Raw genomic sequence first — 25,124 nt, 5'->3', positions numbered from 1 at the left:
TCAGACGGCCGTCAGCCAATGCGTGTACGACGACTCTTCGCCGCGAACGACGCGACCGTACAGCGCCTGCAGCTCGCGCGTGATCGGGTTGTCGCCGAACTCGCGCCGGTCGAGCGCGCTGATCGGCGCGATCTCCGCCGCGGTGCCGCAGACGAAGACTTCGTCGGCATCCAGCAGTTCGTGATGCGTGACCGGGCGCGACTGCGCGCCGCTCAGCGCGATCACGCTGTCGCGCGTGATCCCGGGCAGCGCGTCGCGATGCGACACGGCCGTGACGTCGCCGCCGCGCACCATGAACACGTTGGCGCCGGTGCACTCGACGACGTAACCGTCCTCGTCGACGAACAGCGCTTCGTCGAAGCCGCGCAGGCGCGACTCGCGCTTGGCGAGGATCGAGTTGATGTACGCGCCGCACAGCTTCAGCGGCGGCAACGACGAGGCCGGATTGCGCTTCCACGGCGACACCGTCAGGCGCGAACGCTTGCCGTTGAGGTGCACGACGGTGGGCAGCGTCATCACCATGAAGTGCTGGCTCAGGCCCGGCACGTCGAGGCCGACGGTGACGCCGTCGGCACCGTTGCCCAACCACGTCAGCGGGCGCACGTACGCATCGCGATGGCCGTTGGCGCGCAGCGTCTGCAGCGTCGCTTCGAACGCAGCATCGACGTCGAAGTCGATGCCGAGCAGGTCGGCGCCCTTGCGCATGCGTTCCAGGTGCTCGGGCAGGCGGAACACGGCCGCGCCATCGCGCGTGGCGTAGCTGCGGATGCCTTCGAACACGCCGGTGCCGTAATGCATCGCGTGCGTGGTCAGCGGCGCGTGCGGCGTATCGGCGGCGGTCAGTTCGCCGTCGAACCACAGCAGCGGCATGCCCGGACGGCGCGCTTCGTCGCGCAGCTCGATGGGCTTGCCCGCGGGTTGTCGCGAGGCGATGGCTTCGGGTGCGATCACCGACATGGCGACACCTCCACCGCGAGGCAGTCGTAGAGCTTCTCGAGCTGGTGCTGCAGGTTGGCTTCGTCGCGTTCGCCTTCGACGGTCAGCCGCAGGTACCAGCGGTCGCCATCGGCCTGCGCTTCGCCATCGACGGCGAGCGGGCGGAAACCGCGGCGTTCGGCCGCGCCCAGTACCCGCGACAGCGCGCCTTCGGCCTGACGGAGCGTGAGATCAAGCTGGTATCGCATGGCGGGGATCCTCGGTGGGGGTGGGTTCGTTCGACGCGCCAGCCTCAAGCTCCGGATCGAGCATCTGCGCGTTGTTGTGGTTGGGCGGCACCAGCGGCCACACGTTCGCGGCCTGGTCGATGGCGACGTGCAGCAGCGCCGGGCCGTCGGTGGCGAGCAGCGCCTGCAGGGCGGCTTCGACGGATTCGGCGCGATCGACGTGCAGCGCCTGCACGCCGAACGCCGCCGCGACCGCGCCGAAGTCGGGGTTGTCGGACAGGTCGATCTCGGAATAGCGTCGGTCGAAGAACAGCTCCTGCCACTGGCGCACCATGCCGAGCGCCTGGTTGTCGAGCAGCACGATCTTCACCGGCAGACCATAGCGGCGCAGCGTCGCCAGCTCCTGCACGTTCATCAGGAAGGACCCATCGCCGCTGACGCACACGACCGGCGCGTCGGGCGATTGCAGTTGCGCGCCGATCGCCGCCGGCAGGCCGAAGCCCATCGCACCGAGCGCGCCGCTGGTGAGGTGCTGGCGCGGCGTACCGAAGCGCCAGTGCTGCGCGACCCACATCTGGTGCTGGCCGACGTCGCAGGCGACGATCGCGTTGGGCGCCAGTTCCGACAGGCGCTTCAGCAGCGCCGGCGCGTACACGGTGTCGCCCGGGGCGTCGTATCGCGCGGCGAATTCGTGCATGCGTTGCTGGCAGGTCGCGCGCCATTCGCGCCGCGCCGCGCCGTTGCGGCCGTGCAGGTGCGCGGCGCAGGGCAGGGTGAGCGCGGTCAGCGTGCGGCGGATGTCGCCACACACGGCGGCATCGGCGTGGCGGAGCTTGCCGATCTCGCACGCGTCCAGGTCCATGTGGACGACGCGCGCGTTCGGCGCGAACTCCGCCAGCTTGCCGGTGGCGCGATCGTCGAAGCGCGCGCCGACGACGATCAGCAGATCGCTTTCCTGCACGGCCAGGTTCGCCGCGCGGCTGCCGTGCATGCCGAGCATGCCGAGGTTCAGCGCGTGGTTCGACGGCAACGCGCCCAGTCCCTTCAGCGTCAGCACGGTCGGGATCTGGGTGGCGTCGACGAACGTCCGGAAGGCCTGCACCGCATCGCCCAGCGCGATGCCGCCGCCGCCATAGACGACGGGCTTCTTCGCCTGCGAGATCATCGCGAGCGCCGCGTGCAGCGAGGCGTCCTTCGGCGCGGGCACGTCGTCGATCTCCGCCGGCACGTGCAGCGGAAGATGCGACGCGTCGCCGACCTGCACGTCCTTGGGCAGGTCGATCAGCACCGGGCCCGGACGGCCCGAGCGCGCGATGCGGAACGCCTCGGCGACGACATTCGGCAGTTCGTCGACGCGGCGCAGCAGGAAGCTGTGCTTCACGATCGGCATCGTCATGCCGAACACATCCAGTTCCTGGAACGCGTCGGTGCCCATCAGCGGCGTGGCGACCTGCCCGGTGATGATCACCATCGGCACCGAATCGAGCATCGCGTCGGCGATGCCGGTGACCAGGTTCGACGCGCCCGGACCGGACGTCGCCACGCATACGCCCACGCGCCCGCTGGCCCGCGCATACCCGTTCGCCGCGAAGGCCGCGCCCTGTTCGTGGCGGACCAGCACGTGCCTGAGCTGCGATCCGTGCAGCGCATCGTAGAAGGGCATGATCGCACCGCCCGGGTAGCCGAAGAGCGTGTCCACGCCTTCGGCCGCCAGGGCCTGCACCAGCCAGCGGGCACCGTTCATCACGCGGCCTCTGTCTGCGCCTGGCGCTTTTCGGCTGCGGCAGGCGCGGCCTGCGGCGCGGTCGAAAGCCACTTCATGTTCGCGCGAAGCTTCTTGCCGACCGCTTCGATCGGATGCGTCAGGTCGCCTTCCTTCAGCGCCTTGTAGTTCGCGTTGCCCGCGGCGTATTCGGCGATCCACTGGCGCGCGAACGTGCCGTCCTGGATCTCGGCGAGGACCTTCCTCATCTGCGCGCGCGTGTTGTCGTCGACCACGTAGGTGCCGCGCGTGAGCGCGCCGTACTGCGCGGTCTCGCTGATGAACTCGTGCATGCGCGTGATGCCGCCTTCGTAGAACAGGTCGACGATCAGCTTCAGCTCGTGCAGGCACTCGTAGTACGCGACCTCCGGCTGGTAGCCGGCTTCGACCAGCGTTTCCCAGCCGGCCTGCACCAGCTTGGTCGCGCCGCCGCACAGCACGGCCTGCTCGCCGAACAGGTCCGTTTCGGTTTCTTCCTTGAAGGTGGTGCGGATCGCGTTCTGGCGCGCACCGCCGATGCCGGCGCAGTAGGTCAGCGCAAGCTGCTCGGCGTTTCCGCTCCTGTCCTGGTAGACGGCATAGACCGACGGGACGCCGCGGCCGATCTCGTATTCGCGACGCACCAGCGCGCCCGGGCCCTTCGGCGCGACGAGCACGACGTCCAGGTCCTCGCGCGGTGTGATCTGCCCGTAATGCACGTTGAAGCCGTGCGCGAACAGCAGGCACGCGCCCTGCGCGATGTTCGGCTCGATCACTTCGCCATAGAGCTGCGGCTGCACCATGTCGGGCGTGAGCACGGCGACGAGTTCGGCGTCCTTCACCGCCTCGCTGGGCGACTTCACGGTGAAGCCGTCGGCCTTCGCCTTGATCTCGGTCGGGCCGCCCGGACGCAGTCCAACGGTGACGTCGAAGCCGGAATCGCGCAGGTTCAATGCATGCGCGCGGCCCTGGCTGCCGTAACCGACGATGGCGACGCGGGGTTTTTGCTGGGTGGTCATGATCGTGTCCGTAGTGGATGGAGGGCGGTGCGGAGGGTCAGGCGAGGAACAGTTCCTTCGTTTCTTCGGGCGTCACGGGCGCTTCCTCGATGAACTGCACGGGGATGTCGCGGGACTTCGCGCGGGCCGCATCGAGCGGGCCGGGCGCCGTGACCGCGCCGCGCGAAGCCGAACTCACCTGCGCGGCGTATTTCGCGAGCACGCCGGTGGCCACGCGCGGCGTGATGCGTGCCGTGGGGCGCGTGCGCAGGTCGGCATCGACGTCGATGCGGCGCGTCTTCACGTCGATGCGCACGCGATCGCCGTCGCGCAGCTTCGCGATCGGGCCGCCGCGCGCGGCTTCGGGCGAGATGTGGCCGACCATGAAGCCGTGCGTCGCGCCGCTGAAGCGGCCGTCGGTGATCAGTGCGACATCGTTGCCCAGGCCCTGTCCGACGAGCGCGGCGGTTACGGCGAGCATCTCGCGCATGCCCGGGCCACCCGCGGGGCCTTCGAAGCGGACGACGACGACGTCGCCCGCGCGGATCTGGCGCGCCTGCACGGCGTTGAACGCGGCTTCTTCCGAATCGAAGACGCGCGCGGTTCCCTCGAAGTGCTCGATGCCGTGGCCGGCGAGCTTGAGGATGCAGCCTTCCGGCGCGAGATCGCCGTAGAGGATCGAATAGCCGCCACGCGGCTTGAACGGATCCGACACCGGACGCACCACGTCCTGCGCGCGCGGTGCGGGCACGTCGTCGAGTTCGGCGAAGAAGCTGCGGCCGGTGACGGTCGGAATGTCCTCGATCAGCCCCGCGGCACGCAGTTCGCGCGCGACCAGCGCCGCGCCGCCCATCTCGAACATTTCCGCGGCGGTGTAGCGCCCGCCGGGCTTGAGGTCGGCGATCACGGGCGTGCGCGCGGCGGCTTCGAATTCCTCCAGGTCGAACGCGACGCCGGCTTCGTGCGCGATCGCCAGCAGGTGCAGTGCGGCGTTCGTCGAACCCGCGGTGGCCGAGACCGCGCACGCAGCGTTGCGCAGCGCTGCGGGAGAGAGGATCTCGCGCGGTCCCGGACCACCGTTGCGCAAACGCTGCATCGCCAGCGCGCCGCAGGCCCGCGCGGCGGCGGGCTTGTCGGCATGCACGGCGGGAATGTCGTTGAGTTGCAAAGGCGACAGGCCGAGGAAAGTCAGCACCATCGCCATCGTGTTCGCGGTGAATTGCCCGCCGCACGCGCCCGCGCCCGGACAGGCATGCGACTCGATGCGATGCAGTTCGGCATCGTCGATGCGGCCGGCCGAATGCGCGCCGACGGCTTCGAACACGTCCTGCACCGTCAGGGGCTTGTCGCTCGCGTCCTTGCGGCAATGGCCGGGCAGGATGGTGCCGCCGTAGAGGATCACCGTCGGGATATCGAGCCGCGCCGCCGCCATCGCTGCCGCCGGGATCGTCTTGTCGCAGCCGACGAGCAGCACCATCGCATCGAGGCAATGGCCGTTCACGGCGAGCTCGATCGAATCGGCGATGGTCTCGCGCGAAGGCAGCGAGGCGCGCATGCCGTCAGAGCCCATCGCGATGCCGTCGGTCACCGTAATCGTGTTGAATTCGATGGGCGTGCCGCCGTTCTCGATCACGCCCGCGCGCACGTGCTGCGCGAGGTCGCGCAGCGTGTAGTTGCACGGCGAGACGTCCGACCACGTATGCACGACCGCGACCAGCGGCTTGGCGATCGCCTCGTCGCTCAATCCGGTCGCGCGCAGCATGGCGCGTGCGGGAGCGCGTGCGGGGCCCTGCTTGATGGCGTTGCTTCTCACGAACGGCGATCTCCTGGCTGGACGTTCCGCAGGGCGAAAACAAAAACCCCGCGCCGTTTCGGGCGCGGGGTCTTGGGTATCGACCTGGGTGTGTGGTTCTTACTTACACAAACCCGTACTCCGCGCTGGCAAGCCCGGTAATAAGTACGAGTACAAGAATGAGCGAGGCCGCGATGGGCGCGGCCTTCATCAGAAGTGCGATGGCGATGCGACGCGCGTCAGCCTGCGACGCGGCGGCGGCGGAGCGTTGGCCCCGGCCCGATGCGGTCTGCAAGTGGTTGCTGCGCTGCGTCATGGGATCGAGAGAAACACGGCCGGAATGGCCGTGTCAACAGTTTCTTTCGTAACTGCGAAGAAGTGCGGCATGCGCCTCACGCTGAGCGCCCGATGGTTTCGGATGTAACTGCACCGGTACGCAGCGCATCTCGCAGCGCGGCGTAATCGGCGGGCAATCGCTGCGCCGATGCCGGCCGCGCGAGGCATTGCGCGAGCGATGGCGGCACCGGGACTTCGTGCCCGACGAGCGGTTCGACGATGGTGTCGAACTTCGCCGGATGCGCGGTGGCGACCACCGCCCACGGTCGCGAGTCGCCTTGCGACCGGAACGTTTCCAGCACGTGCAGGCCCGCAGCGGTGTGCGGATCGGCGACGACGCCATGGCGTCGAGGCGCCTCGCGCACGACGTCGGTGATCGTCGCATCGTCGACGGTGAATGCGCGAAGCGAACCGCGGAGTTCGTCGTCGTCGGCATGCCAATGGCGAAGGCGCTCGAAGTTGCTCGGCGCACCGACGTCCATCGCGTTGGCGAGCGTCGCTTTCGTCGCGCGTGGCTCGTACGGATCGCCGGCGAAGTAACGAGGCAGCACGTCGTTCGCGTTGCAGGCGAGCACCAGGTCGCCGATCGGAAGCCCCATTCGCCGCGCGACGAACGCGGCGCACGCGTTGCCGAGGTTTCCGGTGGGCACGATGAGGTTGAGCGCTTCCCCGTGCCGGCGTGCGAAATGCAGCGCGGCGTGCGCGTAGTACGCCACCTGCGGCAACAGGCGCCCCAAACTGATGCTGTTGGCCGAGCTGAGCGACACCTCGCGTCGCAGCGCTTCGTCCGACAACGCCTGCTTCGCCATGCGCTGGCAATCGTCGAACGTGCCCTGCACGCGGAACGTGCGCACGTTGTCGCCCCAGCATTCCAGCCCGTGCGCCTGGCGCGGCGACACGCGGCCTTCGGGATACAGGATGACGACGTTGAAGCCATCGCGCCGATGGAACGCCGACGCGACGGCCGCGCCGGTGTCGCCGGAGGTCGCGACGACTATCGTCGTTGGCGCCGCATCCGATGGCCGCAGGCGCGACAAGGCTTCGGCGAGGAAGCGCGCCGCGTAATCCTTGAAGGCGGCGGTCGGTCCGTGGAAAAGTTCGAGCAGGTGATCGCCATTGCCGGTCATCGCGCGCAGCGGCGCATCGAACGAATAGGCGTGCGCGCAGATCGCGGGCAACGCATCGCGCAATGACGACTCGACGAAGTAGGGCGAGAGCACCGTCTGCGCCGTCTGCGCGAGCGTGTCGCCCGGCTCGATATCGACCGTCGGAATGCGTTCGGGAACGTACAGCCCGCCGTCCGGCGCGAGGCCCGCGACGAGCGCGGCATCGATCTGCGTTGGCGGCGTGTTGCCGCGCGTGCTCACGAACTTCATGCGTACGCCCCGGCCGAGATCACGTCCGCGCGCGGGCCCGCGACCGGCGTGACGTACGCGCGCGAACCGTAGCCGGCCGATGCGAACGCGGCCTGCATCGCAGGCGCGGCGGCGTCGGCCTGTGCACGCGAGGCGAACCACGCGAAGGTGCTCGGTCCCGCACCGGAAATGCTGGCACCGAGTGCATCGTGATCGAGCGCCGCGGCCTTCGCTTCGGCGAAGCCGGGAATCAGCGGCGCGCGGCGCGGCTCGACCAGCAGGTCGCGCAGCCCTTCGCGCAACAGCGTCGCATCGCCGCGCTGCAGGCCGGTGAGGAACAGCGCCAGATGCGCGCTCTGTTCGACCACGACGTGCAGCGGATACGGATCGGCGAGCACGGCGCGCGCGCGGCGCGTCTCCAGCACCTGGTCGGGATGCACGACCACCGCATGCAGCCACGATGGAACGTCGAGCGGGATCATGCGCGTCGCGGTGGCCATCACCACGCCGCCGAGCAGCATCGGCGCCACGTTGTCGCCGTGGCGACTGCCGCTGGACACCGATTCGCCGTCGAGTGCGAAGTCGTATAGCGCTTCGCGCGCGAGCGGCGCATCGAGCACGGCATTCGCCGCGACCAGCGCCGCGACGCACGACGCCGCCGAACCGCCCAGGCCCGAGCCGAGCGGGATGCCCTTCTCCAGTTCGAGTTCGAAGCCGTGCGCAAGGCCAAGCTTGTCGCGCAACGCGATCAGCGCCTGTCCGGCGGTGTTGCGCTCGGCCTGCAGCGGCAGCGTGTCGGCGCCTTCGACATCGCCACGAATGGCCGCGATGCGCACGACCGGTTCTTCGATGCGCCGCACGATGGCGACATCGCGCACACCGTCGATGGAGTGGCCGAGCAGATCGAATCCCACGCCGATGTTCCCGACGCTGCCCGGCGCGAAGGCGCGCGCGATGCGGGGCCGGGTTGCGTTGCGCTGTGGATCGATGTCGCCGCTCATGCGTTGACCTCGACGCGCGCTTCGACCGGCGGCGACGACCATGTCGACGACACGCCGAGCGACTGCGCGATGGCGAGCACATCGCCGAAGACGCCCGCGGCGGTGACATCCGGGCCCGCGCCCGGACCCTGCACGACGAGCGGATTCTCCGAGTAGCGACGCGTGCGGAACTGGACGATGTTGTCGGTCAGTCGCGTGTGGCAGCAGGCGTGTTCGGCCGGCAGCGCGACCACGCCGACGCGCGCGACGCCGTCGCGATCGAGCTGCGCGAGATGCCGCAGCGAGCGGCCGTCGCGCGCGGCATCGCGCTGGCGCGCGAGCATCGGCTCGTCCATTTCGCCAAGGCGCGCGAGGAATTCCTCGCGGCCGACTTCGCGCAGTGCCGGCGGCACCAGGTTTTCCACGTCCACATCCTCCAGCGACAGCGCACGACCGGCCTCGCGCGCCAGGATCACGAGTTTTCGCGCGACATCCAGGCCGGACAGGTCGTCGCGCGGATCCGGTTCGGTGTAGCCGAGCGCCTGCGCCTCGCGGACGAGTTGCGAGAACGGCACCGTCCCGTCGAACCGGTTGAACAGCCAGGCCAGTGTGCCCGAGAGCATGCCGTCGATGCCGTGCAGCTCGTCGCCCGTGTCGAGCAGGTTGCGCAGCGTGAGCATCACGGGCAGGCCGGCGCCGACGGTCGCTTCGTAACGGAAACGTCCGCCGCCGCGACGGCTCGCGTCCTGGATGGCGGCGTAATGATCCCACGCGCCGCTGCCGGCCTGTTTGTTCGGCGTGACCACGTGGATGCCGCGCGCGAGCCAGCGCGGGTATTGCGCGGCCACGCGCGGGCTCGCGCTGCAGTCGACGATCAGCGCGTGCGGCAGGTGTTCGCCGCGGACGTGGTCGGCGAAGCGCTCCAGGTCCACCGGCTGCGCGGCGCCGCCTTCGAGCCGCGCGGCGGCATCGGCGGGCTCGACGCCGCGTTCGTCCAGCACCATCGCGCGGCTGTTGGCGATGGCGCGAAGACGCAGGTCGAGGCCCGATCGCCGCCGAAGCTGCGGCAACGCGGCGGACATCTGCACGAGCAACGCGGTGCCGACCTGGCCGGGCCCGATCACGCCCACCGACAACGTCTGCGGCGACAGCCAGAACGCCGCATGAGCGGCGCGCAGGGCACGCGTGGCGTCGTTCGCGCCGATTGCGACGGAGATGTTGCGTTCGCCCGCACCCTGCGCGATGGCGCGCGCGTTGACGCGCGCCTGTGCGAGCCCGCCCAGCAATCGCGCCGCGACGCCCGGCGTGCCGACCATGCCGTCGCCCACCGCCGCGAGCACCGCGATGTCGCGCGTGAGCGTCACGCCCTGCGCCTGCCCGTCGGCGATGGCGTCGGCGAACGCCGCGGCGGCCGCGTCGCGCGCGCGTTCGGCCTGGTCGGCGCGCAATACGCAGCAGATCGAATGTTCGGACGAACCCTGCGAGATCATCGTCACCGACACGCCGGCGCCGCGCAGCGCGCCGAACAGGCGCTCGGCCGCGCCGGGCACGCCGACCATGCCGTTGCCGACCAGTTCGACGATGGCGAGATCGCGCACCAGGCTGAGGCCCTTCACCGGCGTGCCGTCGCGGCCGCTGTCGGGCGCGATCAGCGTGCCCGGCGCTTCGGGCCGCTTCGTGTTGCGGATCCACAGCGGGATGCCGCGCTCCTGCACCGGGGCCATGGTCTGCGGATGCAGCACCTTCGCGCCGAAGTACGCCAGTTCGCAGGCTTCCGCGTAGGACATTGATGGCAGACAGACCGCTTCGGGCACGAGGCGTGGATCGGCGGACAGCACGCCGTCGACGTCCGTCCAGATCGTCAGCGCGTCGGCATCGAACAGGTTGGCGAAGATCGCGGCGGAGTAATCGCTGCCGTTGCGGCCCAGTGTCGTCGCGTGGCCCTGCGCGTCGCGCGCGACGAAGCCGGTGATGACGACATTTCCTTCGGGGTTGCCTGCACGCCACTTTGCGAGGCGCGCGCGGCTCTCGGGCCAGTCCACCGCCATGCCCATTTCGCCCGCGTGCACGACGAGCACATCGCGTGCGTCGAGCCGACGCCACGATGCGGCATCGCCGCCGAGGGCGGCGTGCATCAGGTGCGAGGAGAACACCTCGCCGAAGCCGGGCAGGTCGGCGGCGAAAATCCCCGCATCGGCTTTGCCTGCACCGATCGCATCGAGATGGCGGCGCAGGGTTTCGAATTCGGCATCGAGCGCGGGCTGAAGCGCGAAGTGTCCATCAGGATCGAGCGCCGTTGCGGCATTCGCATGTCGCTCGCGCAGCGCATGAAACGCGGGGTGCCACGCGTCCCTGCGTTGCGCGGTTTCGAGCAGCGCGATCAGCGCATCGGTGACGCCCTGCATCGCCGACACGACGACCACACGCGTGCGGGAAGGGTCGTCCACCAGCGCCGCGGCGGCGCGATAGAGCGAGGCATCGGCAAGACTGCTGCCGCCGAACTTGTGCACATGGCACGGCGGGGCGGAAGGTCGTGAAGCATCGGCGGGCGGCATTGCGGCGGGCTCCTGTTGGGCCCCGCGAACCGTCCGGGTGGCAGGCCTGCGCACCCGGGTCGGGGTGCGGAGGCGTGGTCTTCAGATCACCTGGACACGCCCGTCCGCACCCGCAAGCGAGTGGTACCGGTACCCGTGGTAATCGCAACGACGGCCGCGAACGCCGCGTCGATCGGCGCGGTTCGGTCGGTCTGCGGCAGCGTGTTGCGATGCGTCATGCGCCGAGAAGATCACGCGGTTTCGGGGACTGTCAACTGTTACATACGCAACTGGAGGCCGGTTGGGGCCGCCGACGTGAACAGGGCTGCTGCGCGCGGCGTTGGACCCGCGCGGCGGCGCGTGGTGAAATGCGCGCCGAAGCGGGGGTACCGGTCGGTCGACCGGTTGAGAAAGACCCTTCGAACCTGACGCGGTTGAGACCGCCGTAGGGAAGCTTCGCCGGATGCGATCTGCAGTCGCGTCCGTCGCTGCCCGCTTCGTCCCGGCCCGCGAGGGCGCTCCACAGGACGAACCCAATGAACGCAGTCCCCTCCCAGCTCATCCAGCAGGCCGAACAGCTCTCGGCCGACGTCACCCGCCCGATTCCCGGCTCGCACAAGATCCGTGTCGAAGGCTCGCGTCCGGACATCCGCGTCCCGATGCGCGAGATCGTGCTCGCGAAGACGCCGACCATGTTCGGCGGCGAGGAGAACGCGCCGCTGGCGGTGTACGACACCTCCGGCGCGTACACCGATGCGAACGCGCAGATCGACCTCGCGCGCGGCCTGGCGCCGCTGCGGGCGGAGTGGATCGCCGAACGCGGCGATACCGGCGTGCTGTCGGAGCTGTCGTCGGAATTCGGGCGCAAGCGCGAGCACGATCCGAAGCTCGATGCGGTGCGTTTCCGCAATCGCCCCATGCCGCGCCGTGCGCTGTCCGGCGCGAACGTCACGCAGATGCACTACGCGCGACGCGGCATCGTCACGCCGGAAATGGAGTTCATCGCCATCCGCGAGAACCAGCGGATCGAGGCGATCCGCGAAGCGCACCTGCTGCGCCAGCATGCTGGCGAGAGCTTCGGCGCGAACATCCAGAAGCTGATCACGCCGGAATTCGTGCGCGATGAAGTGGCGCGCGGCCGCGCGATCATCCCCAACAACATCAACCATCCCGAAAGCGAGCCGATGATCATCGGCCGCAACTTCCTCACCAAGGTCAACGCGAACATCGGCAATTCCGCGGTGTCCTCAGGCATCGCCGAGGAAGTGGAGAAGCTGGTGTGGTCGATCCGCTGGGGCGCCGACACGGTGATGGACCTGTCGACCGGCAAGCACATCCATGAAACCCGCGAGTGGATCATCCGCAATTCGCCGGTGCCGATCGGCACGGTGCCGATCTACCAGGCGCTGGAAAAGGTCGATGGTCGTGCCGAGGAACTCAACTGGGAGATCTTCCGCGACACGCTGATCGAACAGGCCGAGCAGGGCGTGGACTACTTCACGATCCACGCCGGCGTGCTGCTGCGCTACGTTCCGCTGACGGCCGGGCGCGTCACCGGCATCGTCTCGCGCGGCGGTTCGATCCTCGCGAAGTGGTGCCTGGCGCACCACAAGGAAAACTTCCTCTACACGCATTTCGAAGAGATCTGCGAAATCATGAAGGCCTACGACGTGGCCTTCTCGCTGGGCGACGGCCTGCGTCCGGGCTCGATCGCCGACGCGAACGACGCGGCGCAGTTCGGCGAACTCGAAACGCTGGGCGAACTGACGAAGATTGCGTGGAAGCACGACGTGCAGACCATGATCGAAGGCCCCGGCCACGTGCCGATGCAGCTGATCAAGGAAAACATGGACAAGCAGCTGCGCGAGTGCGGTGAGGCGCCGTTCTACACGCTTGGCCCGCTGACCACCGACATCGCGCCGGGCTACGACCACATCACCAGCGCGATCGGTGCGGCGATGATCGGCTGGTTTGGCACCGCGATGCTCTGCTATGTCACGCCGAAGGAACACCTTGGCCTGCCCAACAAGCACGACGTGCGCGAAGGGTTGATGGCGTACAAGATCGCCGCGCACGCGGCCGACCTCGCGAAGGGTCACCCGGGCGCGCAGGCGCGCGACAACGCGATGAGCAAGGCGCGTTTCGAGTTCCGCTGGGAAGACCAGTTCAACATCGGCCTGGATCCGGAGCGCGCACGCGAATACCACGACGAAACGCTGCCGAAGGACGCGCACAAGGTCGCGCATTTCTGCTCGATGTGCGGCCCGCATTTCTGCTCGATGAAGATCACGCAGGACGTGCGCGACTACGCGAAGGAACACGGCGTCGACGAGGAAGCCGCGCTCAGCGAGGGCATGGCGGAGAAGTCGGCGGAGTTCCGCGCGCAGGGCGCCCAGGTGTACCGCAAGGCCTGACGATGGCCGTCGGACGGGGAACGAGGTGCGCCCTCGTTTCCCGCCCCGCTCATTCCCGTCCGCCTTCGGCTAGGCTTTGCGCGACCCATTCGAAGGATCGCGACCATGGCGGAGAACCGCATCGGCCTGTTGCGCTGGCGCGTGCAGGCGCGGCGCCATCCGTCGGCGTTCCTGCTTGCGGCGCAGCTGCTGAGCCTCATCCTCTATCCCATCTTCGACGAGACGCGCAGCAGCGGGCGCGTGCTGTTCGGCGCGCTCGGCGTGGTGGTGCTGATGCTCGCGGTGTGGGTGGTGAACCGCAGCCCGGCGAAGGTGTGGGTCGCCTGGCTCCTGGCCGCGCCGGCACTGGGGCTGTCGGTGCTGTCGGTGGTGCTCGCGAACGACACGCTGCTGGTCGTGTCCTCCGCGCTGGAGGCGCTGCTCTATCTGTATGCGGCGTCGAGCCTCATCGCCTACATGCTCGGCGACCATCGCGTGACCGCCGACGAACTGTTCGCCGCAGGAGCGACATTCACGCTGCTCGCGTGGGGCTTCGCCTACGCGTATTTCGTCTGCCAGGCGTGGTATCCGGGCAGCTTCACCGGCGCGCTGCGCCCGGGCGAGCCGCGCACGTGGCTCGAACTGCTGTTCCTCAGCTTCACGACGCTGTCGGCCACCGGGCTCGGCGACATCCTGCCGCTGTCCTCGCCCGCGCGCGTTCTGGTGATGCTGCAGCAGTTCGCCGGCGTGGCGTACATCGCGGTGGTGGTGTCGCGCCTGGTCGGCCTGACCATGCTGCGCGCGACGAAGTAGGGCGTCGCATCGCTGCAGCCGCGCTCCGCAGGGCTTTAAAGGGCTCTTAACGCGGCTGTGCTATGAAGCACGCAGCGTCCTTCCTCAGGTGCTTTCGGAAGGCGAGGGGATGGGGAGTCGACCGTGCCGGAGAAAAAGATTCGCGCCGGGTGGCGCGAATGCTGGAACGTTACGTTCTGTAATACGTCGGCGAGAGAGGGCCTGAAGCCACCCCCGTGTAAACGGGAGTAAGCCTGCCGACGTTAGAATGTTCGGGCGAGCATTGCTTTCCCCGTCGGGTCTGGCCTCTTTGCCGGGTTTGCCGAGTAGTCGTATCTGATCCATTCGGCACATGACGGCCGTTCAGCTTGCCGCTCACCATTTCGGATTCATGCAAAGAACCCTCGAACCCTCCACACCGCCCCTGCCGTCCGAGCGACTGCGCGTGGGCGAGTGCGTGGTCGACGTGCCGCTGCGCGAGATCCGCGCCCCGGGCAAGCGTCGTCCATTGCGCATCACGCCCAAGTCGATGGGCGTGCTGCTGGTGCTGGTGGAGCAGGCAGGGCGCGTGGTCAGCCGCGATTCGCTGATGACCGAGGTCTGGCCGGACACGCTGCCGACCAACGACGTGGTCACGCAGGCGATCACGCAGCTGCGCAAGGCCTTCGACGACGAGCGCGGCAATCCGCGCTACATCGAGACGATCGCGAAGAACGGCTATCGCCTGCTCGCGCCGATCGAGTGGATCCACACCGGTGGCCCGGCCGCCAGCGCGGACGTGGTCGCCAGCGACGAACGCTGGTCCGATCCGACCCGCACCACGGCCAAGTACCCCGCCATCGCGGGTGCCGATCCGAGCGAGCCGCTCGCCCCGGTGCCGTTCCCGGCGTCTTCCACGCCGCGCGGCACCTGGACGTCGATCGCGTCGGTGATCTTCGTCGTGGCGCTGCTCGTGGCCGGACTGGTGGCCTGGGCGCTGATCCGCGCCCCGGCGCAGCCGGAAGTGGCCCCGGTCGCCGTCACCGGCATGCAGGGCCTGCGCAGCGAGCGCCCTTACCGGCTGATCACCTCCGCGCCGGGCTTCGAACTGTCGCCGGCGCTCTCGCCCGATGCCGGCCTGGTGGCGTACGTCGCCATCCCCGAAGGCCAGCGCGGCACCGCGATCATGGTGCAGACCACCGAACAGACGCAGCCGCGCCAGCTGACGCGGCCGCCGGAAGGCACCGATGACGCTTCCCCGGTGTGGTCGCCCGACGGCCGCTGGATCGCCTTCATGCGGCTGTCGGAGAGCAGCTGCAGCATCCGCCTGGTCACGCCCAACGCGCGCGCCGAGCACGAGGTCGGCGTCTGCGATCGCCGCAGTCCGCCGACCTTCGACTGGACCCCGGACAGCAACGGGCTGATCTTCGGGAGCATGAGCACCGACCAGGGCACGGTCGGGCTGCGCGTACTGAACCTCGACAGCGGCCAATGGCAGCCGATCGAATATCCCCACGATCCCGACGAACTCGACACCGATCCGCGCTATTCGCCCGACGGTCGCTGGATCGTGTTCGTGCGCAACGCGCCGCTGGGCGACTTCTGGCGCATCCCGGCGCAGGGCGGCAACGCCGAGCGCCTGAGCCGTCTGCGCGCCGACCTGCGCGGCTGGGACTGGTCGCCGACCGGGCGCGGGCTGCTCTTCAGCGCCATGGTCGACGGCGAGTACCGCCTGTTCCGCCTGGACACCAGCACCGGCGAAGCCCGGCAGATGGGCGTGGACGATGGCCAGGCGCCGGTGGCCGCGCGCTCGCGCCGCGCGATCGCCTTCGTCCAGCGCCGACCGTACTTCGGTCTCTACCGCGTCCAGCTGGCCGATGGCGACGGCCCGGGCCGGGTGCACGTGGTCGAACCGCTGTTCGCGTCGGCGGCCCGCGACCTGCTCCCGTCGATCGCCCCCGACGGCCGGCAGCTCGCGTTCGTGTCCGATCGCTCCGGCAGCAACGGGCTCTGGGTCGGCGACGTGTCCCAGCCCGACACCCTTCGCATGATGGGCGGCGTCCGCCCGGGCACGCGCTACGCGCCGGCGTGGTCGCCCGACTCGCGCCGTCTGCTGGCGACGGGCATCGACGCCCAGGGACGCGGCGTCGTGCAGGAAGTGCTGGCGGCGAGCGGCCAGGTCTCGACCTTGCCGGTTCCGGACGCCGAACCCCTGCAGGCCCAGTATTCGGTCGATCCGAACCGGTTGTTCGTGCTGGCGGCCAGTGAGGAAGGCGCGCCGCAGCTCCGGCTGTACGACCGGTCCGCGACGCCCTGGCGGGTGCTGGGCCGGATCGACGGCGTGTCGCACTTCGAGGTGGACGGGGCGCGCAACCGGGTGTTGTTCACGCGGTTGACCGAAGCGGGGCTCTGGGAGGTTCCGCTGGACCTGGGTGCCGCCTCGGTCCGCCAGGTCAGCGCGAGCGTGCCCACCGCCGATCGTTACCGCATGTGGACCGTCGCGCCGGATGGCGAGATCCGCTACCTCGAACGGCTGCAGGATTGCGCCGCCAGCCTCCGCCGGATCGTGCCCGCCGACCCCGCCCCGCCCCGGTGCCTGGACCAGCTGCGACGCTCCGCGGTGAACGGATTCAGCCTCGGCGGACCGCGCAATGAGGCGGCCTATCTGGCCCTGGTCGACTGGGACGGGGCCGATATCGGTTACATGGAGCTTCCGAAGGAAACGACGGAGGTTGTCCCGGGATGGGTCAAGTAATTGATGCAGCTGGGAAAAGTGCTATCGGAAATCCTTCGGTTTTGCATTCGGTGCGATTTCGGATAAGTCTCCACCAACTTTCCTGATGTGAAGTGGGTGTGTACGGCAAATCCATTGACCATTCTCGGCACATGAGGTGGACCAATGGAGCAAGTGCAATGGGCGGACCGCGGGCAGCTGCTGCAGCTCGAAACGCCTGAGGGCGCGGTTCAGGGCGGTTGCATCGGCGTCTCGCGGCTGGGCAGCGTCCAGTCTTCGGGAGGCTTCTCGTTCTGGCTGCAGCTGCACGGCAGCTCGTGGGTCGAGGCGAAGGAAGGCAAGTTCCGGCTGCGCAGCGGCGACTGGATCGCCTTCGAGAAGGACTCCAAGCCGACCGTCCAGGCCGACCGCTTCGGCGTCTGCGTCGGCCTGACGCTGACCAGCGAGGCGCTGCGCGAGATGACCCGCTTCGCCGACCGTGGCCTGTATGCCGGCCGCGGCCAGATGTCCCGCCACGACGCCCGCATCGGCCTGCGCCTGTGGCGCGAGGCGGCGGCCCGCCTGGCCGAGAACCCCGGCGCCGGGTTCGACGCCTCGCTGCTGCGCCCGATCCTGCTCCACCTGGCCGGCGTCCAGCGCGACCTGGCCGCGCGCATTCCGCGCTGCCCGGGCCGCTCGCGCAGCCGCAAGCGCCAGGTGTTCGGCCGCCTCCAGCGCGCCCGCCTGTATCTGGAAGGCAACTGCGACCGCGTGGTCCGCATCAGCGAACTGGCCGAGCTGACCAGCTTCTCCAGCTGGTACTTCTCCAAGACGTTCCACAGTCTTTATGAGGAGAGCCCGCAGGCGGCCTCGGCGCGCATGCGCCTGGAGCACGCGGCGGACCTGCTCACCAGCACGTCGATGATGATCGGCGAGGTTGCCGCCGCCAGCGGGTTCGACAACTGCTGCAGCTTCGCGCGCGCCTTCCGCGCACGTTTCGGCGTGTCGGCCACGCGCTACCGCGCCGCCGCCGCCACGCGCGGCGAGCCGGGCAAGGCCCAGGCCGCGGCGCGCAAGTCGCTGGAGCGCAAATCGCTCGCCACCAACGGCTGATCGATCGCACATTGCAGTACGCAACGGCCGGCGCAACGCCGGCCGTTTTCGTTTGTGCGCGAAAACCGCCAACGTCGTCGCAGCTTCGACGCACGGGCCCACTCCCAATGCGCGTTGCGGAGCGCCGCAATCGTTAAGGTCGTGTCCTCACTGGCAGATTGCGCAAAGTCTCTCAACGCTAGCCGCAAAGCGATCGTCCTCTTCAGAACTTAAGTTTGATGGGCGTTTAACACGCCCATAACAGATATCTGGAGAGAGATAGATGAACCATCGCAATTTGCGCACCGCGATGCGCGTCGGCATGCTGCCGGCGGGTATCGCGATCGCACTGGCGCCGGCATTTGCCGTCGCGCAGGAAGGCGGCGAGCAGCAGGCGACCACCCTCGATCGCATCGAAGTCACCGGTTCGCGCATCAAGCGCGCCGACGTCGAGACCTCGCAGCCGATCTTCACCCTGAGCCGCGCCGAGATCCAGAAGCAGGGCGTGACCTCGGTCGCCGACGTGCTGCAGCGCATCTCGAGCAACGGCGCCGCGCTGAACTCGACCTTCAACAACGGCGGTGACGGCTCGGCCGGCATCAGCCTGCGTAACCTCGGCGAAGGCCGCACCCTGGTGCTCGTCAACGGCCGTCGCTGGACCCAGGGCCTGGGCGGCAGCGTCGACCTGAACACCATCCCGACGGCGATGATCGAGCGCGTGGAGGTCCTGAAGGACGGCGCTTCGACCATCTACGGTTCGGACGCCATCGCCGGCGTGGTCAACATCATCACGCGCCAGAACTTCGAAGGCGCTGAAGCCGGTGCCTACGTCGGCCAGTACTCGCAGGGCGACGGCAACCGCGAGGCCTACGACTTCACGATCGGCACGGGCAACGACCGTGGCAACGTGATGATCGGCGCCTCCTACGTGAAGGAAGAGGCCGTCATGGCCGGCGATCGCCAGATCTCCGCCGGTGGTCCTCCGTTCTTCGGCGGCCAGAGCACCACGGGTATCCCGGGCTCGTTCGTCGACACCGACAACGTGCGCTACATCATCGATCCGGTGACGGGCGCGAAGACGCGCTTCAACTCTGACATCCACGGCTACAACAGCGCGCCGGACAACTACCTGCTCACCCCGCAGGAGCGCACCTCGCTGTTCGCGCAGGCGAACTACGACATCACCGACAACGTGCGCTTCAAGACCGAGATGCTCTACAACGAGCGCATCTCGGAGCAGCTGCTCGCCGCGATGCCTGTCACCGGCATGCGCCTCAGCGCGAACAGCTACTACAACCCCACCAACCCGACCGGCTTCTACGCCGGCACGCCGGCCTTCCAGACCGGTGGCGCGCGTGACCTGATCGGCGTCGCCCGCCGCTTCCAGGAGTCCGGTGGCCGTTCGTTCAACCAGAACGTCAAGAACTGGCACTTCTACGGCGGCCTCGAAGGCTTCTTCGAAATCGGCGAGCGTACCTTCGACTGGGATACGGGCTACCGTTACGACCGTTCGGACGAGAACGACCTGACCTACGGTCTGTTCAACCGCGCCAACCTGGCCCTGGCCTATGGCCCGAGCTTCCGTGACACCGACGGCACGATCCGCTGCGGCACCGCTGCCAGCCCGCTTGCCGACTGCGTCCCGGTCAACCCGATCGGTAGCACCGGTTCGATCTCGCAGGAAGCGATCGACTACACCGCCTTCACCGCGCACGACTCCAGCCGCGTGACCTCGAAGAGCTACTACGCCAACGTCAGCGGCGACATCGTCGACCTGCCGGCCGGCCCGCTGGCTTTCGCGGCAGGCTATGAGCACCGCACCGAAGACGGTCAGTTCGATCCGGATGCGTTCATCGCCGCCGGCCTGAGCACCGGCAACGGTTCCAAGCCGACCGCCGGTGGCTACAAGCTCGACGAGTACTACCTCGAGCTGGCCGTGCCGGTCCTGGCCGACCTGCCGGGCGCCAAGCTGCTCGACTTCTCGCTGGCCACGCGTTACTCGGACTTCAGCAACTTCGGCAACACGCTGAACAGCAAGTTCGGTTTCCGCTGGAAGCCGATCGACGACCTGATGGTCCGCGGTAACTGGTCCGAGGGCTTCCGCGCTCCGACGATCAACAACCTGTACGCGGGCAACACCGACTCGTTCGAGAGCTACGACGATCCGTGCGATGCGCGTACCGGTCAGCTGGGCAACGCCCAGGTCGCCGCCCGCTGCGCCGCTGAAGGCGTCTCGTCGACCTTCACCCGCTCGCAGCGCCAGACGGCCGAGCCGTTCACCTGGAGCTCGAACGAGGAGCTGCAGCCGGAAACGTCGACCACCAAGACGCTAGGCTTCGTCTACAACCCGAGCTTCCTGGAAGGCTTCGACATCTCGCTGGACTGGTACGAGATCAAGATCGAGAACGCGATCTCGCGTCCGGAAGCCCAGTTCATCCTGGACAAGTGCTACGCCGGTACGGCGAGCGAACAGGCCGTCTACTGTGGCCTGTACTCGCGTGACCCGGCCTACCCGGGTGCGCCGAACACGATCACCAACCTGGAGATGCCGCTGCTCAACCTGGCCGAGTACACGGTCGAGGGCTGGGACATGACGGTGAACTACCGCTTCCCGGAAACCACCTTCGGCAAGTTCTCGGTCACCTGGGACACGGCTTACACCTCCAACTGGTCGACCAAGGCCACGGTGGATTCGCCGGAAGAACAGCGTCAGGGCCTGTACCTGCCGCAGGATCCGTACTGGCGCATCAAGTCCAACCTGTACCTGGACTGGACCTACGGCGACTTCGGTGCGACCTGGGGCATGCGCTACAAGTCGGGCCTGGATGAAACCTGCGTCCTGGACAACGACGATGGCCTGGCCGACGCGTACTGCTCGGATCCGGATCGCGTGACCGCAGATGGCCCGGCTCCGCGCAACTACCTCGGCGCCGTGACGTACCACGACATCCAGGTCCGCTACAACACGCCGTGGAACGCGACCGTTTCGGTCGGTGCCAACAACGTGTTCGACAAGGAACCGCCGACCTCGTACAGCTCGCCGTACAACAACTTCGATCCGCAGTACGACCTGCCGGGCGCGTTCTACTACGTCCAGTACCGTCAGCGCTTCTGATCGACCGCTGTACAGCAACACGCAACACCACTACGGCCCCGAAAGGGGCCGTAGTTCTTTCCGGGGCCCGCAACCCGTCGCTTTGCGGAGTCTGGCGCACGGCGCGGCGGACGTTACGATAGCCGCTGACGCTTCGCCCGGATCCGCGATGAAACTGCAGGTGCCCTTCATCCAGTTGCCCATGAGCTTCGACGCCGCCGCGCTCGAGGCGGAAATCGCCGCGCTCGGCGAAGGGCCCTGGAAGCCGCATCCGCAGGGATTCGCCGGCAATTCGATGCTGCCGCTGGTGGCGGCCGATGGCGACCCCGACAACGAGGCCTTCGCCGGCACGATGCAGCCCACGCCGCACCTGCTGCGCTGCCCGTACCTGACGCAGGTCTTCGCCAGCCTGGGCGCCACGGTCGGCCGCAGCCGGCTGATGCGCCTGTCCGGCCATGCCGAAGTCACCCGCCACGCCGACCAGGGCTACTACTGGGCCGAGCGCGTGCGCGTGCACATTCCCGTCGTCACGCAGCCGACGGTGCGCTTCGAATGCGACAGCGCCGTCATCAACATGGCCGCGGGCGAATGCTGGATCTTCGACACCTGGCGCCAGCATCGCGTGCTCAACGATGCCGTGCAGTCGCGCGTGCACCTGGTGGTGGACACGGTCGGGGGCGGACGCTTCTGGGACCTGGTCAACCACGGACGCCCGCACGATGCGCCGCGCACCGGCTGGCAGAACGTGCGCATCGCGCCGAAGCCGGGCGAGGTGGCGTCCTTCGCCTGCGAGCGTGTGAATGTGCCCGTCGTGATGAGTCCGTGGGAGCTCAACGACCACCTCGGCCTGCTCATCGGCGACGCGGTGCCGCATCCGAACCTGCCGCAGGTGCGTCAGATCGCGATGCGTTTCTCGCGGCAATGGCAGGGGCTCTGGTTCGAATTCGGCGAACGCGAGGAAGGCCGCGCGCGATACGCCGCCGCCCTGCAGCGCTTCCTCGACGACATCCGCGGCCCGAGCCAGCCGATGGTATTGAAGAACGAGCTGCGCTGGTTCAATGCGCTGATGACGATCGTCGGCAAGTTCGCGGTGAGCGATGCCGCCTCGCAGGCACCGGCGACTGCAGCGCGCCAGCGCGAGGTCGGCGACAACGCGTGAGTCGACATCGCCTGAAACACTGACACGCACAACGAAAAAGGCCGCCCGTGAGGCGGCCTTTTGCTGCGCAGCGAAAGCCGGCGATCAGAACTTCGGCTTGTCTTCTTCCGCGTTGTAGCGCGCGATGGCGTCGTTGAGGATCGCCTTGGCCTCGGCGGCACCGCCCCAGCCTTCGATCTTCACCCACTTGCCCTTCTCCAGGTCCTTGTAGTGCTCGAAGAAGTGGCCGATGCGCTCGAGCCAGTGCTTGGACACCTGCTCGATGTCGGTGATGTGCGAATAGCCGCCGAAGATCTTCGGCACCGGCACGGCGATCAGCTTCTCGTCGCAGCCGGCTTCGTCGCTCATCTTCAGCACGCCCACCGGCACGGCGCGGATCACCGAACCGGGCACCAGCGGCAGCGGGAGGATCACCAGCACGTCGGCCGGGTCGCCGTCGCCGCACAGCGTGTGCGGGACGTAGCCGTAGTTGCACGGATAGCGCATCGGCGTGGACAGGATGCGATCGACGAAGATCGCGCCCGAAGCCTTGTCGACCTCGTACTTGACCCGGCTCGGCATCCTTGGGGATTTCGATGATGACGTTGATCTCATCCGGCGGGTTCTTGCCGGTGGGGACGAGGTCCAGGCCCATGCGTTGCTCCGACTGCTGAAGGCCGCGCCAGGACGGCGGGGCGGGGGGTTGGGATAGCGGGGCCGGTATTTTACGTGTCTGGCTGCTGCGGCGCAGCACCGCCGCCCCCCTTTCCCTCGCCTGCCGCGCCATTGGGCAAAGAAAAACGGCGGCCCGAAGGCCGCCGTCCTGGTTTCCAGCCGTGGTGAGCCTTACAGCAACGGCACCAGCAGCAGCGCCACGATGTTGATGATCTTGATCAGCGGGTTGATCGCCGGGCCCGCCGTGTCCTTGTACGGATCGCCAACGGTGTCGCCGGTCACCGCCGCCTTGTGGGCGTCGGAGCCCTTGCCGCCGAAGTTGCCGTCCTCGATGTACTTCTTGGCGTTGTCCCATGCGCCGCCGCCGGTGGTCATCGAGATGGCCACGAACAGGCCGGTGACGATCGTGCCGATGAGCAGACCGCCCAGCGCCGTCGGTCCCAGCAGCAGGCCGACGACGATCGGGACGATCACCGGCAGCAGCGAGGGCACGATCATTTCCTTGATGGCCGAACGGGTGAGCATGTCGACGGCCTTGTCGTACTCCGGCTTGCCCGTGCCTTCCATGATCCCGGGGATCTGGCGGAACTGGCGGCGCACTTCCTCCACCACCGCGCCGGCCGCGCGGCCGACGGCTTCCATCGCCATCGCACCGAACAGGTACGGGATCAGGCCGCCGATCAGCAGGCCGATGATCACGTAGTGGTCGGACAGGTCGAACGCGAACGAACGCCCCGGATTGGCGGCCGACAGGTTGTGCGTGTAGTCGGCGAACAGCACCAGCGCCGCGAGCGCGGCCGAGCCGATCGCATAACCCTTCGTCACCGCCTTGGTCGTGTTGCCGACGGCGTCGAGCGGGTCGGTGACGTTGCGCACTTCCGGCGGCAGTTCGGCCATGTTCGGCGATGCCGCCGGCGTTGTCGGTGATCGGGCCGTATGCATCGAGCGCGACGATCATGCCGGCCATCGACAGCATTGCCGTGGCGGCGATCGCGATGCCGTACAGGCCGCCGAGATGGAACGCGAGCCAGATCGCCACGCACACGGCGACGACCGGCAGCGCGGTCGACTTCATCGACACGCCCAGCCCCGCGATGATGTTGGTGCCGTGGCCGGTGGTGGACGCGGCGGCGACGTGGCGCACCGGCTTGTACTGCGTGCCGGTGTAGTACTCGGTGATCCACACGATCGCGCCCGTCAGTGCCAGGCCGATGAGCGCGCAACCATAAAGGTTCATGGCGCCGTGCGTGTTGTCGCCCATGAGCTGCGTGGTGATCGGGTAGAACGCGATCGCCGCGAGCACCGCCGACACGATCACGCCCTTGTAGAGCGCGCCCATGATCGAACCGCCAGCCTTCACCTTCACGAAGAACGCGCCGATGATCGAGGCGATGATCGACACGCCGCCGAGCACCAGCGGATACAGCACCGCGTTGCGTCCGGCTTCGGCGAGCATCAGGCCGCCGAGCAGCATCGTCGCGATGACCGTCACCGCATAGGTTTCGAACAGGTCCGCCGCCATGCCCGCGCAGTCGCCGACGTTGTCGCCCACGTTGTCGGCGATGACCGCCGGATTGCGCGGATCGTCCTCGGGAATGCCGGCTTCGACCTTGCCGACCAGATCGGCGCCGACGTCGGCACCCTTGGTGAAGATCCCGCCGCCCAGTCGCGCGAAGATCGAGATCAGCGACGAACCGAAGGCCAGGCCGACCAGCGCATGCAAGGCGTGTTCGCCGGTGAAGCCCATGCGCTGCAGTACGAGGTAGTAACCGGCCACGCCGAGCAGGCCGAGGCCGACCACGAGCATGCCGGTGATCGCGCCGCCGCGGAACGCGACGTCCATCGCCTGGCTCATGCCCTTTCGCGCGGCTTCGGCGGTGCGAACGTTGGCGCGCACCGACACGTTCATTCCGATGTAGCCGGCGGCACCCGACAGCACTGCGCCGAGCAGGAAACCCACTGCCGTGGCCCAGCCGAGGAAGAAGCCGATGAGGACGAACAGGACGACGCCCGCGATCGCGATCGTCGTGTATTGCCGGTTGAGGTAGGCGCGCGCGCCTTCCTGGATCGCGCCGGCGATCTGCTGCATTCGTTCGTTGCCGGCGGGTTGTGCGCCGATCCAGCGCGCGGAGATGATCCCGTAGAGGATCGCGATGACGGCGCATACCAGCGCCAGAACCAAACCGTACTGCTCCAGCATGAATCCCTCCCCGTAGAAGTGGAAACACCAGGAAAACGAGTACTGCGCAATCGAATTGTGAGCTGCGCGGGTCGTGGGCCACCGCGACAACGGCCCGACTATCGCACAGGCCGCAGGCCCGACGCACGCTGTAGACGCAGCATTCAGCG

General features: G+C 68.2%; 15 protein-coding genes, 2 pseudogenes and 1 riboswitch. Of the genes and pseudogenes, 6 read left to right on the top strand and 11 right to left on the bottom strand.

Annotated features, from left to right (window positions below; all coding sequences use genetic code 11):
- From ABIE51_RS17560 to thrA, 9 genes are all read right to left on the bottom strand, one after another.
- Positions 1–957, bottom strand: a complete 957-nt coding sequence (locus ABIE51_RS17560; protein ID WP_192632857.1) for an aminotransferase class IV — start codon at positions 955–957, stop codon at positions 1–3.
- Positions 948–1,184 (bottom strand): ACT domain-containing protein, encoded by a 237-nt coding sequence (locus ABIE51_RS17555; protein ID WP_115844200.1) that lies wholly within the window; start codon positions 1,182–1,184, stop codon positions 948–950. The genes ABIE51_RS17560 and ABIE51_RS17555 overlap by 10 nt, the downstream gene beginning before the upstream one ends.
- Positions 1,168–2,907: an acetolactate synthase 2 catalytic subunit gene (ilvG, locus tag ABIE51_RS17550; RefSeq protein WP_192632858.1), complete on the bottom strand. Its 1,740-nt coding sequence runs from the start codon at positions 2,905–2,907 to the stop codon at positions 1,168–1,170. Before ilvG ends, ABIE51_RS17555 begins: the two co-directional genes overlap by 17 nt.
- Complete coding sequence (gene ilvC, locus ABIE51_RS17545; RefSeq protein WP_192632859.1) at positions 2,907–3,923, bottom strand: ketol-acid reductoisomerase; 1,017 nt, start codon at positions 3,921–3,923, stop codon at positions 2,907–2,909. The genes ilvG and ilvC overlap by 1 nt, the downstream gene beginning before the upstream one ends.
- Positions 3,924–3,960: 37 nt before the next feature.
- Entirely contained in the window at positions 3,961–5,715 is a 1,755-nt protein-coding gene (ilvD, locus tag ABIE51_RS17540) for a dihydroxy-acid dehydratase (RefSeq protein WP_192632860.1), read from the bottom strand.
- 103 nt (positions 5,716–5,818) lie between these two features.
- Positions 5,819–6,010 carry a hypothetical protein gene (locus ABIE51_RS17535; RefSeq protein WP_192632861.1) on the bottom strand — a complete coding sequence of 64 codons (192 nt, stop codon included), beginning with the start codon at positions 6,008–6,010 and terminating at the stop codon, positions 5,819–5,821.
- 76 nt (positions 6,011–6,086) lie between these two features.
- Positions 6,087–7,406: a threonine synthase gene (gene thrC, locus ABIE51_RS17530; RefSeq protein ID WP_192632862.1), complete on the bottom strand. Its 1,320-nt coding sequence runs from the start codon at positions 7,404–7,406 to the stop codon at positions 6,087–6,089.
- Positions 7,403–8,386: a homoserine kinase gene (locus tag ABIE51_RS17525; protein ID WP_192632863.1), complete on the bottom strand. Its 984-nt coding sequence runs from the start codon at positions 8,384–8,386 to the stop codon at positions 7,403–7,405. Before ABIE51_RS17525 ends, thrC begins: the two co-directional genes overlap by 4 nt.
- Positions 8,383–10,920 (bottom strand): bifunctional aspartate kinase/homoserine dehydrogenase I, encoded by a 2,538-nt coding sequence (gene thrA, locus ABIE51_RS17520; protein ID WP_192632864.1) that lies wholly within the window; start codon positions 10,918–10,920, stop codon positions 8,383–8,385. The genes ABIE51_RS17525 and thrA overlap by 4 nt, the downstream gene beginning before the upstream one ends.
- 351 nt (positions 10,921–11,271) lie before the next feature.
- Positions 11,272–11,369: riboswitch (TPP riboswitch) on the top strand.
- 66 nt (positions 11,370–11,435) lie between these two features.
- On the opposite strand from thrA, the gene thiC reads away from it, so the two are divergent.
- From thiC to ABIE51_RS17490, 6 genes are all read left to right on the top strand, one after another.
- Positions 11,436–13,313 (top strand): phosphomethylpyrimidine synthase ThiC, encoded by a 1,878-nt coding sequence (gene thiC / locus ABIE51_RS17515; RefSeq protein WP_192632865.1) that lies wholly within the window; start codon positions 11,436–11,438, stop codon positions 13,311–13,313.
- A 105-nt stretch (positions 13,314–13,418) separates the two neighbouring features.
- Positions 13,419–14,105 carry a potassium channel family protein gene (locus ABIE51_RS17510; RefSeq protein WP_181902869.1) on the top strand — a complete coding sequence of 229 codons (687 nt, stop codon included), beginning with the start codon at positions 13,419–13,421 and terminating at the stop codon, positions 14,103–14,105.
- Positions 14,106–14,475: 370 nt separating this feature from the next.
- Positions 14,476–16,818, top strand: a complete 2,343-nt coding sequence (locus tag ABIE51_RS17505) for a winged helix-turn-helix domain-containing protein (protein ID WP_192632866.1) — start codon at positions 14,476–14,478, stop codon at positions 16,816–16,818.
- 144 nt (positions 16,819–16,962) lie between these two features.
- Positions 16,963–17,889 (top strand): helix-turn-helix domain-containing protein, encoded by a 927-nt coding sequence (locus ABIE51_RS17500; RefSeq protein ID WP_192632867.1) that lies wholly within the window; start codon positions 16,963–16,965, stop codon positions 17,887–17,889.
- Between the two features lie 289 nt (positions 17,890–18,178).
- A complete protein-coding gene (locus ABIE51_RS17495; RefSeq protein WP_502913341.1) occupies positions 18,179–20,983 on the top strand; it encodes a TonB-dependent receptor in 2,805 nt (934 codons plus the stop codon).
- 148 nt (positions 20,984–21,131) lie between these two features.
- Complete coding sequence (locus ABIE51_RS17490; RefSeq protein WP_192632869.1) at positions 21,132–22,121, top strand: aspartyl/asparaginyl beta-hydroxylase domain-containing protein; 990 nt, start codon at positions 21,132–21,134, stop codon at positions 22,119–22,121.
- A gap of 84 nt (positions 22,122–22,205) precedes the next feature.
- On the opposite strand, the pseudogene ppa reads toward ABIE51_RS17490, so the two are convergent.
- Together ppa and ABIE51_RS17480 are read right to left on the bottom strand one after the other, a co-directional pair.
- Positions 22,206–22,755 (bottom strand): annotated as a pseudogene (ppa, locus tag ABIE51_RS17485) (inorganic diphosphatase).
- A 191-nt stretch (positions 22,756–22,946) separates the two neighbouring features.
- Positions 22,947–24,975, bottom strand: a pseudogene (locus tag ABIE51_RS17480) (sodium-translocating pyrophosphatase).
- Positions 24,976–25,124 lie beyond the last annotated feature (149 nt).

Origin of the sequence: Lysobacter sp. OAE881 (assembly GCF_040546665.1) — a bacterium.
GTDB classification, from domain to species: domain Bacteria; phylum Pseudomonadota; class Gammaproteobacteria; order Xanthomonadales; family Xanthomonadaceae; genus Lysobacter_J; species Lysobacter_J soli.
The sequence above is the reverse complement of the archived record's forward strand: the minus strand, read 5'-3'. Positions and strand labels throughout refer to the sequence as shown.

What these genes read in the sequence shown, in the direction of transcription:
- ABIE51_RS17535 (WP_192632861.1), bottom strand. Translation starts at nt 6,010, where the DNA reads ATGACGCAGCGCAGCAACCACTTGCAGACCGCATCGGGCCGGGGCCAA.
- ABIE51_RS17560 (WP_192632857.1), bottom strand. Translation starts at nt 957, where the DNA reads ATGTCGGTGATCGCACCCGAAGCCATCGCCTCGCGACAACCCGCGGGC.
- ilvC (WP_192632859.1), bottom strand. Translation starts at nt 3,923, where the DNA reads ATGACCACCCAGCAAAAACCCCGCGTCGCCATCGTCGGTTACGGCAGC.
- thrA (WP_192632864.1), bottom strand. Translation starts at nt 10,920, where the DNA reads ATGCCGCCCGCCGATGCTTCACGACCTTCCGCCCCGCCGTGCCATGTG.
- thiC (WP_192632865.1), top strand. Translation starts at nt 11,436, where the DNA reads ATGAACGCAGTCCCCTCCCAGCTCATCCAGCAGGCCGAACAGCTCTCG.
- ABIE51_RS17510 (WP_181902869.1), top strand. Translation starts at nt 13,419, where the DNA reads ATGGCGGAGAACCGCATCGGCCTGTTGCGCTGGCGCGTGCAGGCGCGG.
- ABIE51_RS17525 (WP_192632863.1), bottom strand. Translation starts at nt 8,386, where the DNA reads ATGAGCGGCGACATCGATCCACAGCGCAACGCAACCCGGCCCCGCATC.
- ilvG (WP_192632858.1), bottom strand. Translation starts at nt 2,907, where the DNA reads ATGAACGGTGCCCGCTGGCTGGTGCAGGCCCTGGCGGCCGAAGGCGTG.
- ABIE51_RS17500 (WP_192632867.1), top strand. Translation starts at nt 16,963, where the DNA reads ATGGAGCAAGTGCAATGGGCGGACCGCGGGCAGCTGCTGCAGCTCGAA.
- thrC (WP_192632862.1), bottom strand. Translation starts at nt 7,406, where the DNA reads ATGAAGTTCGTGAGCACGCGCGGCAACACGCCGCCAACGCAGATCGAT.
- ABIE51_RS17505 (WP_192632866.1), top strand. Translation starts at nt 14,476, where the DNA reads ATGCAAAGAACCCTCGAACCCTCCACACCGCCCCTGCCGTCCGAGCGA.
- ABIE51_RS17495 (WP_502913341.1), top strand. Translation starts at nt 18,179, where the DNA reads ATGCGCGTCGGCATGCTGCCGGCGGGTATCGCGATCGCACTGGCGCCG.
- ABIE51_RS17555 (WP_115844200.1), bottom strand. Translation starts at nt 1,184, where the DNA reads ATGCGATACCAGCTTGATCTCACGCTCCGTCAGGCCGAAGGCGCGCTG.
- ABIE51_RS17490 (WP_192632869.1), top strand. Translation starts at nt 21,132, where the DNA reads ATGAAACTGCAGGTGCCCTTCATCCAGTTGCCCATGAGCTTCGACGCC.